Origin of the sequence: Bradyrhizobium sp. BEA-2-5 (assembly GCF_032918025.1) — a bacterium.
GTDB classification, from domain to species: domain Bacteria; phylum Pseudomonadota; class Alphaproteobacteria; order Rhizobiales; family Xanthobacteraceae; genus Bradyrhizobium; species Bradyrhizobium pachyrhizi.
In genome coordinates this window covers 716,022-728,784 of record NZ_CP136629.1, presented here as the reverse complement: position 1 = coordinate 728,784, position 12,763 = coordinate 716,022, and the positions used below count along the sequence as shown (strand labels likewise).

Below are 12,763 nucleotides of genomic sequence, written 5' to 3'. Positions count from 1 at the left end.
GTCGCGAACTGCGAATGGCTCGCGCGGCCGCGGAATTGAAAAAATCGCGGAAACCCGACAATCGTTGAGGTTGCACTAGCCGTAAAACACGCTATCGTGCAGACGTTGCACACGCAGCATCATTGCTTCGAATTTTTCACAAATCGTACGACGTATTCGCGGAGGACCGATGGCCGATCCGTTTCTTTCCGAAGTCCGCATGATGTCGTTCGGCTTTGCGCCCAAGGGTTGGGCAATTTGCAACGGCCAGCTGCTTCCCATCGCTCAGAATCAGGCACTGTTCTCGTTGCTGGGTACGACCTATGGCGGGGACGGGCGCGTCACTTTTGGCCTGCCCGACCTTCGAGGCCGGGTGCCGATCAGTATGGGCCCCGGCTATACGCTCGGCCAACGCGGCGGCGAGGAGAGCCACACGCTCACGATCAATGAGATGGCGCAGCACAATCATTTGGCCAACGCCACCAACAGCAACGGTAGCCAGCCGCTCGATTCGGGGGCCTATCTCGGTGCCTTCAACAACGGCTACAGCACGTCGACGACCGACATCACCCCGCTCAATCCATTAACCGTGGGCAATGCCGGCGGCAGCCAGGCCCATCAGAACATGCAACCGTTCCTGACGATCAATTTCAGCATTGCCCTCCAGGGCATTTTCCCCTCGCAGAATTGACGAGAAGCGCCGATGTCAGAATCTTTTGTGGGCGAGATCCGTATGTTCGGCGGCAGCTTTGCCCCGGTTGGATGGAATTTCTGTGACGGCAGCCTGTTGGCGATCTCCCAGTACGACGCGCTGTTCACCCTGATCGGCACCACCTATGGCGGCGACGGCCAATCCACCTTCGCGGTCCCCGATCTGCGCGGCCGCTTGCCAATCCACACGGGCACCGCCAGCAGCGGCACGACCTATGTCATGGGGCAGACTGGCGGCGTCGAAAACGTAACACTCACGACGCAGACGATCCCGCAGCATTCGCACGCCTTCATCGCCGCGAAGCAGACCGGCACCGCGTCGAACCCGCAGGGAAATATTCTCGATCAGACGACCGGCACCATCGCGATGTACATCGACGGCCAGCCGCCCGACGGGCCCATGGCAAGCGGAATGCTGACGAATACCGGCGGAAGCCTGCCGCACAGCAATTTGCAGCCGCTCCTTTGCGTCACCTTCATCATTTCGCTGTACGGCATTTTTCCGAGCCAGGGCTAGGAGCGCGACACCATGGCCGACCCCTTCGTCGCCGAAATCCGCATCTTTCCGTTCAACTTCGCTCCCAAGGGCTGGGCCTTCTGCAGCGGCCAGATCCTGCCGATCTCGCAGAACACGGCGCTGTTCTCGCTGCTCGGCGTCACCTATGGCGGCAACGGCACGACGAATTTCGCGCTTCCCAACATGCAGGGCAACGCGCCGCTCGCGCCCGGACAGGGCCCGGGGCTGTCGCTGTATGACCTCGGGGAGACCACCGGCTCTCCCAATGTGACGCTGCTGCAAAACCAAATACCGCAGCACAACCACCCCGTGAACGTCGGCACGCAGGACACGGCCGACGTTCAAGTCCCGAGCCCGACCCGCATCCTCGGCAAATCGGCCAACGCGTTCGCCTACGTGCCCGGGAGCCCGGCGCCGACACTGACGCAGATGAACGCCACCATGATCGGCATGACGGGCGGAAACCTTCCGCACAACAACATGCAGCCTTACCTCACGCTGAACTTCTGCATCGCACTGCAGGGCGTCTTCCCGGCGCGAGGCTGAGCTCGTTTTGGCTCTCGACGCGCCAGGCACCATCACGCCCGCCTTCGGCTGGGCGCGCGCGGCCGAAGCCGGTTGCGGCTTTCGCCGCCTGTCGGAGGCGGACCTGCCGTTCCTCAGCCGCCTCTATGCCTCGACGCGCGCCGAAGAACTTGCGCCGGTGCCGTGGAGCGAGGCCGACAAGGCCGCCTTTCTCGAGCAGCAATTCCGCGCCCAGCACGCGCACTACCAGCAGCACTATCCGAACGCCGATTGGCTGGTGATCGCGCGCCAGGGCGAAGACGTCGGCCGGTTCTATCTCGAACGCTGGCCGAGCCAGCACCGCATCATCGACATCGCCTTCCTGCCGGAGCATCGTGGCAGAGGCTACGGCGAAGCGTTGCTGCGCGACGCGATCGACGAGGCGGAGGCCGCCGGCAAGGACGTCTCGATCCACGTCGAGAAGCTCAACCCGGCGATGCGGCTCTACCGGAGGCTCGGCTTCATCACCGAGGAAGACAAGGGCGTCTACGACCTGATGCGCTGGCGGGCGGCAGAGCGTCAGGTGAAGATCGCCTGATAACCATTGCCGTGCGCGACCGGACCGATCGGCACCAGGAACATCTCGATCACGCCCAATGCCGGATGCCGCACCGGATAGATCGCCTGCGGCAGCCATGCGCCCTTCGGCGCCGTGAACAGCAGCGAGAACGCGCCGCCCGGCCGGCCGCTGTTGCCCGCGGGCTCGATCTTGGTGAGATTCAGCGGCACGACGCGATCCCTCTCCGCCTGCATCTCGAACTCCGCATCCCGATGCGGCCTGAAGTCATCAATATGCAGTTTCGCCAGATCGACGGTGGATGTCATGCGCTGCCCCTGTTGGTCCCGAAGCTGTAGCACGCCGCGTGCCGCCTCGCGCGACAAAAAGGACCTGACGGGCAGCGCAGCGCGAGATCGCCAACCGGCTTTGCCTGCGCCCTCTGCTTCGATAGGAGGCAAGTAAACGCAAGACTCGGACGCATCGCGCCGCGAGGATGCTGACGCATGGCTCACAAGCCGCGCCACAAATTCGCTGTCGACCCTGCGAAAGCAGGGACCCATAACCACGAGTGGTCATTAGTGAGCGAGGCTGAAATGACGAGTTCCCTCAACAACGAACGCCGCGGAATATGGGTCCCTGCTTTCGCAGGGACGACAGCGGAATAGGCAGCACGACCATACCCGCAACCGGCCCAGAGCCCTGATGACGGCCCCGATTTCCTCCGCTAACCTCGCCGCAAAGGACCGCCGGCAAGGCGGATCGTGTTGAGGGAGGACAGGCGCTTGCATCAAGGCCGTGTCGTATTCGGCGCCATGGACGAGGTCGTGTTCGGGCGGCCCGCGCGTGAGGCCATCGTCGAGCAGCTGGACCGGATTGGCGCCGAGCGCGCCTTTCTGATGGTGTCGGGCACGCTGAACCGCGAGACCGACGAGATCGAAAAGGTTCGCGCGGCGCTTGGGCGGCGCTGCGTCGGCACCTTCGACAAGATGCCGGCGCACACGCCGCGCGCCGCGGTGATCGCGGCGGCAGAGCAGGCGCGCGGCGCGAAAGCGGATTTGATCGTCACGATCGGCGGCGGCTCGATCACCGACGGCGCCAAGGCGGTCCAGCTCTGCCTCGCCAACAACGTCACGACGGCTGACGGCATCGAAACGATCCGCACCCATGGCGGCGTCTCGCCCGCGATGAATCCACCGACCGTGCGCCAGATCAGCGTGCCGACCACCATCGCCGGCGGCGAGTTCTCCTCCATCGCCGGCGTCACCAACGAGGCCAAGCGGCAAAAGGAGATGCTGCGCCATCCGCTGGTGATGCCGCGCGCCACCATCCTCGATCCGGAACTGTCGGTGCACACGCCGGAATGGCTGTTCCTGTCCACCGGCATCCGCGCCGTCGATCATTGCGTCGAGGCGATCTGCTCGCGCGAGACGCATCCCTATGCCGACGCGCAATCGGTGAAGGGGCTGGAGATGCTGGCAGCCGGCCTGCCGCGGGTGAAAGCCGACCCGAAGGATATTTCGGCGCGAATGGATTGCCAGATCGGCACCTGGCTGTCGATGGGCGCGCTCGCAGCCGGCGTGCCGATGGGCGCGAGCCACGGCATCGGTTACGTCCTGGGCGCGGCCTTCGACGTACCGCATGGCTACACCTCGTGCATCATGCTGCCGGCGGTGATGCGATGGAATGCGCGCGACAATGCCGACGGGCAGGCGCTGGTCGCGGCCGCAATGGGACATGCGGGCGCGGACGCCGGCGACGTGCTCGACCGCTTCATCCGCGACCTCGGCATGCCGCGCAGCCTGCAGGAGGTCCACGTCGGCCCCGAGCATTTCGACCGCATCGCAAAGCAAGCGATGCGAACGCCCTGGGTGCCGCGCAATCCGCGCAAGATCGACAATCCATCCCAGGTTCGCGAGATTCTGGAGATGGCTGCATAGAGCGTTTTTCGAGCGAAGCGGTACCGTTTCGCGTGAAAAAACGCGTCAAACGAGAACAAGCACGATCAAGGGGGATCTGGAGTTCGATGTATACTGGTACGCATGCCCGCCTGCGCCCGCTCCAGCCCGCCTTCATCATGGCGGCGACGGGCGAGACCGTCACCTATCGCGAGCTCGAGGCACGCAGCAATCGGCTGGCGCATCTGCTCCGCAGGCACGGCTTGAGGCGGCTCGATCACTACTCGATCTTCATGGAGAACAATTCGCGCTACCTGGAAGCCTGCGGCGCGGGTGAACGCGCCGGGCTCTACTACACCTGCATCAACTCCTTCCTGACGCCGGGCGAGCTTGCCTACATCCTGACCAACAGCCAGTCGCGAGTCCTGATCACCTCGAAGCTGAAGCTCGACATCGCGCGCGAGGCGCTGAAGGAGTGTCCGCAGGTCGAGCTCTGCATCGTGGTCGACGGCGAAAGCGAGAGCGATCGCATTGTCGGGCTGCGAGAGGCGACTGCAGGCCTGCCGGCAACGCCGATCGCGGACGAATTTGCCGGTACCGCCATGCTCTATTCGTCCGGCACGACGGGACGGCCGAAGGGCATCTTGCGGCCCCTGCCGGAAGAGCCGCCGAGGCACAATCTGCCGCTGTTCGATTTCCTGACGAAGCTTTGGCACTACCGCGAAGGCATGGTCTATCTGTCGCCCGCACCGCTCTATCACTCCGCCCCGCAGGCTGCCGTGAACCTCACGATCCGCATGGGCGGCACCGTGATCATCATGGAGAGTTTCGATCCCGAGCGTTACCTCCAGCTCGTCGAACAATGGGGCATCACCCACACGCAGCTGGTGCCGACGATGTTCTCGCGCATGCTGAAGTTGCCGGAGGAGGTGCGTGGCCGCTACGACCTTTCCTCGCTGGAGATCGCGATCCACGCCGCCGCGCCCTGCCCGGCCCTGGTCAAGGACGACATGATCAAATGGTGGGGACCGATCATCCACGAATATTACGGCGCGACCGAGGGCCTCGGCTTCACCGCCTGCAACAGCAAGGAGTGGCTCGCCCATCGCGGCACGGTCGGCAAGGTGCTGCTCGGCGATCTCCACATCCTGGATGAGAACATGCGGGAATGCCCGACCGGCACACCGGGCCAGGTCTGGTTCAAGACGGCAACGCCGTTCGAATATTTCAACGATCCGGAGAAGACCAAAGAGGCGCGCTCGGCCGACGGCAGCATGAGCACGGTCGGCGACGTCGGCTATGTCGACGCCGACCGATTCCTGTACCTGACCGACCGCGCGACCTTCATGATCATCTCCGGCGGGGTGAACATCTATCCGCAGGAATGCGAGAACCTGCTGATCACCCATCCGAAGGTTGCCGATGCGGCCGTTTTCGGCGTGCCCAATGCCGATCTCGGCGAAGAGGTGAAGGCCGTGGTGCAACCGGTCGACGGCATCGTGCCGGGGCCGGCTCTCGCCGAAGAGCTGATCGCGTTCTGCGCAAAATCGCTGTCGCGGCAGAAGGTGCCGCGCTCGGTCGATTTCGAGAAGGAGTTGCCGCGGCTGCCGACAGGGAAGTTGTACAAGCGGCTGCTGCGGGACCGGTATTGGGGGAACAAGGCGTCCCGGATCGTGTGAGGGATATGCGGATCAGCTCCGCGCATGACGAATTTGCCGCTGTCGCGCCACTGTCCTAGGCTTGCGGCAACAACAAAGAAACGGGAGGACTTGCGATGGAAGTGATCCCGCTGGAACCTGGCTTCGGTGCCGAGCTGCGCGGCGTCACGCTGTCGGACGTTGCCGCCAGCGATGCCGCCTATGCGGCGGTGCGCGCGGCGTTCGAGGAACATTCGGTGCTGGTGTTCCGCGGCCAGGACGTCAGCGACGACATCCAGCTCGCCTTCTCGCGCCGGTTCGGCCCGCCCGAGGTGACCAAGGTGGGCTCGATGGGCACCGGCTCGCATTTCGTGATCCTCTCGACCTTCGGGCCTGACGGCAAGGTGGTTCCATCCGATCACCGGCAGCAGCTGCGCGCCAGGGCCAACCAGCTCTGGCACACCGATTCCTCCTTCAAGCGCGTGCCGGCGCTGACCTCGATCCTGTCGGCGCGCATCATTCCCGAACATGGCGGCGAGACCGAATTCGTCTCGATGCGGCTTGCCTTCGAGCGGCTCGACAAGGACACGGCAAAACGGCTGGAGAACTCGTTCGCCTGGCACTCCTACGCGCATTCGCGCAGCAAGGTGGCGACCGGCCTCGCAGCGACTGAAGAGGTCGACGCGCTGCCGCCGGTGTGCTGGCGCATGGTCTGGCGCAATCCCGTCAACGGCCGTGGCGCGCTGTATCTTGCCTCCCATGCCTATGGCGTCGAGGGCATGGATGCCGAGGCCGGCAAGGCGCTGATCGAGCAATTGACCGAAGCCGCGACCGCCCCCGGCGTCAGCTATCTGCATCAATGGAAGCAGGGCGACGTCGTGATGTGGGACAACCGCGCCACCATGCATCGCGGCCGCCCCTGGCCGGCGCATGAGGGCCGCCTGATGATCCGCACCACGATCTCGGCGACCGCGGCCGATGGCGTCGCCAACATGCACCTGCCCTCGCCGCAGGCGGCGGAGTGAGGTGAATGGTGATGCCGCTTCACCGTCATTCTGCGTTTCGAAGGATGACGGAAGAAGAAATTGTGCGACACGTCGGCGACATACTGTCGCTGATTGCAGCCCGCTTCACCCGCCCGCATCGGCGTTGGCAACCGAATCAAACGGAGTTTCACCGCTGCATAGCAAAACAACCCAGGTTCCCTGCCATCACAGCCATTATTCCCGATCCGTGGAAATTTTAATGTCCTGGCGTCATCCGAATTGCCAATCCCCACGCGATCCTCGCTGGTTGCCCGACAGCCTCACCGTGGTATCGTCGATGCCAATCGGCCATTGAGACCGAAATGTGGGAGGGGACCATGCGGAGCGTGCAAGCGCTGGCCGTCGCGGTGTTGTCTGTGCTGATCATCAGCGACGTTTCACGCGCAGCCGAGCCGAAACCGGGCGGCATCTTCAGGATCTATCACCGCGACAGCCCCGGCAGCGCCTCGATCCACGAGGGCGCAACCTATTCGCTGAACGTTCCGTTCATGCCGATCTTCAACAATCTCGTCATCTTCGACCAGCACATCGCCCAGAACAGCGCCAGCACGATCAGGCCCGAGCTTGCGGAAAGCTGGGCCTGGAGCGGCGACAACAAGACGCTGACTTTCAAGCTGCGCCAAGGCGTGAAATGGCACGACGGCAAGCCGTTCACCTCGGCCGACGTCAAATGCACCTTCGACATGCTGATGGGCAAGGCGCAGCAGAAGTTCCGGCAGAACCCGCGCAAGTCCTGGTACGATCAGGTGGTCGACATCTCGACCAACGGCGACTCCGAGGTCTCCTTCAATCTGAAACGGCCGCAGCCCTCGCTGCTGGCACTGCTCGCCTCGGGCTACACGCCGGTCTATCCCTGCCACGTCTCGCCGGCGGAGATGCGCACCCATCCGATCGGCACCGGCCCGTTCAAGTTCGTCGAGTTCAAGGCCAATGAGTCCATCAAGCTGACCCGCAATCCCGACTATTTCAAGAAGGGCCGGCCCCATCTCGACGGCATCGAGTTCACCATCATCCCGAACCGCTCGACCGCGATCCTCGCCTTCGTGGCCGGCAAGTTCGACATGGCCTTTCCGACCGAGGTGACGATCCCGCTGGTGAAGGACGTCAAGTCGCAGGCGCCGAACGCGATCTGCGAGATCGCGCCGACCAACGTCTCGACCAACATCATCGTCAACTCGTCTTCGCCTCCGTTCGACAATGTCGACATCCGCCGCGCCATGGCGATGGCGCTCGACCGCAAGGCTTTCATCTCGATCATGTTCGAGGGCCAGGGCGACATCGGCGGCACCATGCTGCCGCCGCCGAACGGTCTGTGGGGCATGCCGAAGGAGATGCTGGAGCAGATCCCCGGCTACGGTCCCGACATCGAGAAGAACCGCGAGGAAGCCCGCAAGCTGATGCAGAAGGCGGGCTATGGCCCGGACAAGCACCTGCAGATCAAGGTCTCGACCCGCAACATCGCGGTCTATCGCGATCCCGCGATCATCCTGATCGACCAGATCAAGAGCATCTACATCGACGCCGAGCTCGACGTCGTCGACACCGCGCAATGGTTCCCGAAGATCGCCCGCAAGGACTATTCGCTCGGCCTCAACCTCACCGGCAATGCCGTCGACGAGCCCGACCAGTCCTTTTACGAGAACTATGCCTGCGGCTCGGAGCGGAACTACACCAACTATTGCAACAAGGAGATCGAGAAGCTGTTCGACCAGCAGTCGGAAGAGACCAACGTCGAGAAGCGCAGGAAGCTGGTCTGGGACATCGACAAGAAGTTGCAGGAGGACGTCGCACGGCCCATCATCTTCCACAGCCGCATGGGCAGCTGCTGGCAGCCCTACGTGAAGGGCATCACCATCATGACGAACAGCTCCTATAACGGCTATCGCTACGAGGACGTGTGGCTGGACAAGTAGGTCTGGATACGGACGGGATCAGGGAGAAAAGCCAGGATGTTTGCCTATCTGGTGCGGCGCCTGTTCCTGATGCTCGTGACCCTGTTCGGGATATCGATCGTCATCTTCTTCCTGCTGCGCATCGTTCCCGGCAACATCGTCGACATCTTGTTCGCCGCCGCCGGCTATGTCGATCCCGCGGACAAGGCCAATCTGGAGCGCGAGCTTGGCCTCAGCCAGCCGATCGTAATCCAGTATCTGCACTGGATCAGCGGATTCCTGCGCGGCGATCTCGGCTACTCCTACGTCTCGGAAAAGCCGGCGCTGCAGGAGATCCTGCCGCGGATCCCGATCACGGCGCGGCTCGCCGGCCTCGCGCTCTTGTTCTCGGCATCGATCGGCATTCCGCTCGGCGTCATCAGCGCGGTGAAGCAGGGGACAAAGCTCGACTACGCGCTCCGCGTCGTCAGCCTCAGCGGATTGTCGCTGCCATCGTTCTGGCTCGGCCTCCTGATCTTGATGGCCTCGGTCTCGCTGTTCGGCACCATGCCGATCTTCAATCCAAACCCGAAAACCTGGCTCGAAGCGTTCGCCACCTATGCCGTGCCGGCGGCCGCCGTCGGTTTCCGCAGCGCGGCGCTGACCATGCGCATCACCCGATCCTCGATGCTGGAGGTGCTGCGGCAGGACTATATCCGCACCGCCCGCGCCAAGGGGGCGTCCGAGGCGGCGGTGAACTATCAGCACGCGCTGAAGAACGCGATCCTGCCTGTCATCACCGTGATCGGCATCGAGGCCGCGTTCCTGATCGGCGGCCTGATCGTCACAGAGACCGTGTTCAATATCCCGGGCGTCGCGCGCTATTTGGTCGAGGCGATCCGTTGGCGCGACTATCCGATCGTGCAGAATCTCGTGATGTTCATCGCGGTCGTGGTGGTGGTGGTGAATTTCATCGTCGACATGCTCTATGCGGCGATCGACCCGCGTATCCGGTTTGGAGACTGAGCGCTTGGCAACGATCAACTTCGACAGCGAATTGCGACGTGCCGGGGCCAACGCCACCGGTGGCTGGGGACGGTTTGCGTTCCTCGCGCAGCGCCACGTGCTCGGCACGGTCGGCCTCGTCATCATGCTGCTGTTCGTGCTGACCGCGATCTTCGCCAACGTCATCAGCCGCTACGATCCGCTCAGCGTCGATTCAGCGCACCGGCTGGCTGCGCCGTCCGCGCTGCACTGGATGGGCACCGATTCCTTCGGCCGCGACGTGTTCAGCCGCATCATCCACGGCGCGCGGATCTCGCTCGCGGTCGGGCTCGGTTCGACCGCGCTCGGCGGCACGATCGGCGTCATCGTCGGCCTCACCTGCGGCTATCTCTCGGGCTGGGTCGATCTCGTCTTCCAGCGGGTGACCGACATCCTCCAGTCGCTGCCGCTTCTGGTGCTGGCCCTGGTGATGACGGCGGCGCTCGGCCCTTCGCTGCCCAATGTGATCATCGCCATCGCCATCCCGCTGATCCCGACGGTCGCGCGCGTCATCCGCGCCAATACGCTGGCGCTGCGCGAGCAGCCCTTCGTCGAAGCTGCCAAGTCGATCGGCATGAGCGAGATGCGGATCGCGCTGCGCCACGTGCTGCCGAACACGCTGGCGCCGCTGATCGTGCTGGCGACCGCGCAGCTCGGCTCGACCATCCTCACCGAAGCCTCGTTGTCCTTCCTCGGCCTCGGCATTCCCGAGCCTTATCCGTCATGGGGGCGCATGCTGTCGGAATCTGCCGCCGAATATGTCCGCACCGCGCCGTGGCTGGTGATCTTCCCGGGCATCGCCATCAGCCTCGCCGTGTTCGGCGCCAACCTGTTCGGCGACGCCCTGCGCGACATCCTGGATCCGAGGCAGCGCGGCTGATGCGCGAGACCAAGACGCTCGATACGGTTCTCGAGGTGAAAAACCTGAAGACGGTGTTCTTCACCAATTCCGGCCTGTTCAAGGCCGTCGACGATCTCTCGTTCAATGTCAGGCGCGGCGAGACGCTGGCCATCGTCGGCGAATCCGGCTGCGGCAAGAGCGTCACCGCGCTGTCCTTGATGCGGCTCGTGCCCGATCCGCCCGGTCGCATCGTCGGCGGCTCCGTCACGCTCGAAGGCACCGAGCTGCTGTCGCTGGATGAAGCGCAGATGCGCGCGGTCAGGGGCAACCGCATCTCGATGATCTTCCAGGAGCCGATGACCTCGCTCAATCCGGTGATGCGGATCGGCGACCAGATCGTCGAGGCGGTGCGGCTGCACCAGAAGGTGAGCAGCAAGGAGGCCTGGAAGCAGGCCGTCGAGATGCTGCGCCTGGTGCGCATTCCCGAGCCGGCGCGACGCGCGCGGGAATATCCGCATCAGCTGTCCGGCGGCATGCGCCAGCGCGCGATGATCGCGATGGCGCTGGCCTGTCGGCCGGCGCTGCTGATCGCGGACGAGCCGACCACCGCGCTCGACGTCACCATCCAGGCGCAGATCCTGGCGCTGATCCTCGACCTTCAGAAGGAGCTCGGCACCGGCCTCGTGCTGATCACGCACGATCTCGGTGTCGTCGCGCAGACGGCGCAGCGCGTGATCGTGATGTATGCGGGCAAGAAGGTCGAGGAGGCGACGGTTGAATCCTTGTTCGAGACGCCGCTGCATCCCTACACCCGCGGGCTGATGGCCTCGATCCCGGCGGTGCCCTCGCCCGACGCGAGAGAGGACGTCCGGCTGGTCGAAATCCCCGGCATGGTGCCGTCGCTGACCAAGCTGCCGCCCGGCTGCGCCTTCGCACCGCGCTGCAAGCTCGCAGTCGACCGCTGCCGTCAGGAATATCCGCCGCTCGACGAGACCAAGAGCAATCACTGGGCGGCGTGCTGGCGCGCCGGCGAGATAGCGGAGGCGTCATGACCGAGCAGCGCCCGCTCCTCGAGGTGACCGACCTCAAGAAGCACTACCCGGTGCGCGCCGGCGTGTTGCGCCGGCAAGTCGGCACCGTGCATGCGGTCGACGGCGTCTCGTTCGCGCTCGGGACCGGCGAGACACTGGGCCTCGTCGGCGAATCCGGCTGCGGCAAGTCCACGGTGGCGCGGAGCGTGCTGCGGCTGGTCGAGCCGACCAGCGGCGCCATCAAGCTGGATGGCGAGGACATCGCGTCGCTCAGCAAGACCGCACTGCGCCCGCACCGGCGTTCGATGCAGATCGTGTTCCAGGACCCGTTTGCCTCACTCAATCCGCGCATGACTGCGGGCGACATCGTCGGCGAACCCATCGCCGTGCATGGCCTCGCGACCGGCGCGAAGAAGCAGGAGCGCGTCGCACAGCTGTTCGAACAGGTGGGCCTGCGGCCCGACCAGATGCGCAACTTCCCGCACCAGTTCTCCGGCGGCCAGCGCCAGCGCATCTGCATCGCGCGTGCGCTCGCGCTCGGGCCGCGGCTGATCGTCTGCGACGAGCCGGTCTCCGCGCTCGACGTCTCGATCCAGGCGCAGGTGATCAATCTGCTGATCGACCTGCAACGCCGGCACGGCTTCTCCTACCTCTTCATCGCTCACGACCTCGCCGTGGTCGCCCATATCAGCCACCGCGTCGCGGTGATGTATCTCGGCCGCATCGTCGAGATCGCCGGGAAGGACGAGCTGTTCCGCAACCCGCGACATCCCTACACGCAGGCCCTGCTCGCTTCGGTGCCCGTCGCCAACCCGAAGGCGAAACGCACCGCCCCCCTGATCGACGGCGATGTCCCGAGCCCGATCAATCCACCTTCAGGCTGCGCCTTCCACACCCGCTGCCGTTACGCAATGGATCGCTGCAAGATCGAACGCCCGGCGCTGCAGGCGGCCGGCCCGGCGCATCAGGTCGCGTGCTGGCTGAATGACGGGACGGGGCGCGAGGAATAACCTTCCCGTCGTCCCTGCGAAAGCAGAGACCCATAACCACAAATGTTCGCTGTTGCGCCGCGCTGTTGTGGCCCAGCGCGCTCCAACGATCAGCTTCGGTGGTTATGGGTCCCGGCCT

The 12,763-nt window shown here is 64.4% G+C and carries 14 protein-coding genes; 13 read left to right on the top strand and 1 reads right to left on the bottom strand.

All coding sequences use genetic code 11. The annotated features are described in order from the left end of the window. The first annotated feature begins 169 nt into the window (after positions 1-169). The 4 genes from RX327_RS03320 to RX327_RS03305 are packed head-to-tail and all read left to right on the top strand — an operon-like array spanning position 170 to position 2,309. Positions 170-670 (top strand): phage tail protein, encoded by a 501-nt coding sequence (locus tag RX327_RS03320; RefSeq protein ID WP_050385077.1) that lies wholly within the window; start codon positions 170-172, stop codon positions 668-670. Positions 671-712: 42 nt separating this feature from the next. Beyond that, the gene (locus RX327_RS03315; RefSeq protein WP_244482145.1) at positions 713-1,207 is read left to right on the top strand and encodes a phage tail protein; all 495 of its coding nucleotides are present in this window, start codon (positions 713-715) and stop codon (positions 1,205-1,207) included. A gap of 12 nt (positions 1,208-1,219) precedes the next feature. Further along, the gene (locus tag RX327_RS03310; protein WP_028335300.1) at positions 1,220-1,753 is read left to right on the top strand and encodes a phage tail protein; all 534 of its coding nucleotides are present in this window, start codon (positions 1,220-1,222) and stop codon (positions 1,751-1,753) included. A gap of 7 nt (positions 1,754-1,760) precedes the next feature. Further along, positions 1,761-2,309: a GNAT family N-acetyltransferase gene (locus tag RX327_RS03305; protein WP_244482146.1), complete on the top strand. Its 549-nt coding sequence runs from the start codon at positions 1,761-1,763 to the stop codon at positions 2,307-2,309. Here RX327_RS03305 and RX327_RS03300 read toward each other — a convergent pair. Then, positions 2,291-2,596, bottom strand: a complete 306-nt coding sequence (locus RX327_RS03300; RefSeq protein WP_050385079.1) for a DUF6916 family protein — start codon at positions 2,594-2,596, stop codon at positions 2,291-2,293. The genes RX327_RS03305 and RX327_RS03300 overlap by 19 nt on opposite strands. 456 nt (positions 2,597-3,052) lie before the next feature. Here RX327_RS03300 and RX327_RS03295 point away from each other — a divergent pair, with 456 nt between their 5' ends. The 9 genes from RX327_RS03295 to RX327_RS03255 all read left to right on the top strand — a co-directional run bounded on the left by RX327_RS03295 (position 3,053) and on the right by RX327_RS03255 (position 12,645). Continuing rightward, positions 3,053-4,207: an iron-containing alcohol dehydrogenase gene (locus RX327_RS03295; protein WP_317249466.1), complete on the top strand. Its 1,155-nt coding sequence runs from the start codon at positions 3,053-3,055 to the stop codon at positions 4,205-4,207. Between the two features lie 86 nt (positions 4,208-4,293). Further along, on the top strand, positions 4,294-5,844 hold the full coding sequence (locus tag RX327_RS03290; protein ID WP_317249465.1) for an AMP-binding protein: 1,551 nt from the start codon (positions 4,294-4,296) through the stop codon (positions 5,842-5,844). A gap of 95 nt (positions 5,845-5,939) precedes the next feature. Then, positions 5,940-6,827 carry a TauD/TfdA family dioxygenase gene (locus tag RX327_RS03285; RefSeq protein WP_317249464.1) on the top strand — a complete coding sequence of 296 codons (888 nt, stop codon included), beginning with the start codon at positions 5,940-5,942 and terminating at the stop codon, positions 6,825-6,827. 5 nt (positions 6,828-6,832) lie between these two features. Next, the gene (locus tag RX327_RS03280; RefSeq protein WP_152977646.1) at positions 6,833-7,048 is read left to right on the top strand and encodes a hypothetical protein; all 216 of its coding nucleotides are present in this window, start codon (positions 6,833-6,835) and stop codon (positions 7,046-7,048) included. Positions 7,049-7,165: 117 nt separating this feature from the next. Beyond that, positions 7,166-8,761 (top strand): ABC transporter substrate-binding protein, encoded by a 1,596-nt coding sequence (locus RX327_RS03275; protein ID WP_317249463.1) that lies wholly within the window; start codon positions 7,166-7,168, stop codon positions 8,759-8,761. Between the two features lie 36 nt (positions 8,762-8,797). Further along, on the top strand, positions 8,798-9,745 hold the full coding sequence (locus tag RX327_RS03270; protein WP_317249462.1) for an ABC transporter permease: 948 nt from the start codon (positions 8,798-8,800) through the stop codon (positions 9,743-9,745). 4 nt (positions 9,746-9,749) lie between these two features. Beyond that, positions 9,750-10,643 (top strand): ABC transporter permease, encoded by an 894-nt coding sequence (locus RX327_RS03265; RefSeq protein WP_317249461.1) that lies wholly within the window; start codon positions 9,750-9,752, stop codon positions 10,641-10,643. Further along, positions 10,643-11,656 (top strand): ABC transporter ATP-binding protein, encoded by a 1,014-nt coding sequence (locus RX327_RS03260; protein ID WP_317249460.1) that lies wholly within the window; start codon positions 10,643-10,645, stop codon positions 11,654-11,656. The genes RX327_RS03265 and RX327_RS03260 overlap by 1 nt, the downstream gene beginning before the upstream one ends. Beyond that, positions 11,653-12,645: a dipeptide ABC transporter ATP-binding protein gene (locus RX327_RS03255; RefSeq protein ID WP_317249459.1), complete on the top strand. Its 993-nt coding sequence runs from the start codon at positions 11,653-11,655 to the stop codon at positions 12,643-12,645. Before RX327_RS03260 ends, RX327_RS03255 begins: the two co-directional genes overlap by 4 nt. Positions 12,646-12,763 lie beyond the last annotated feature (118 nt).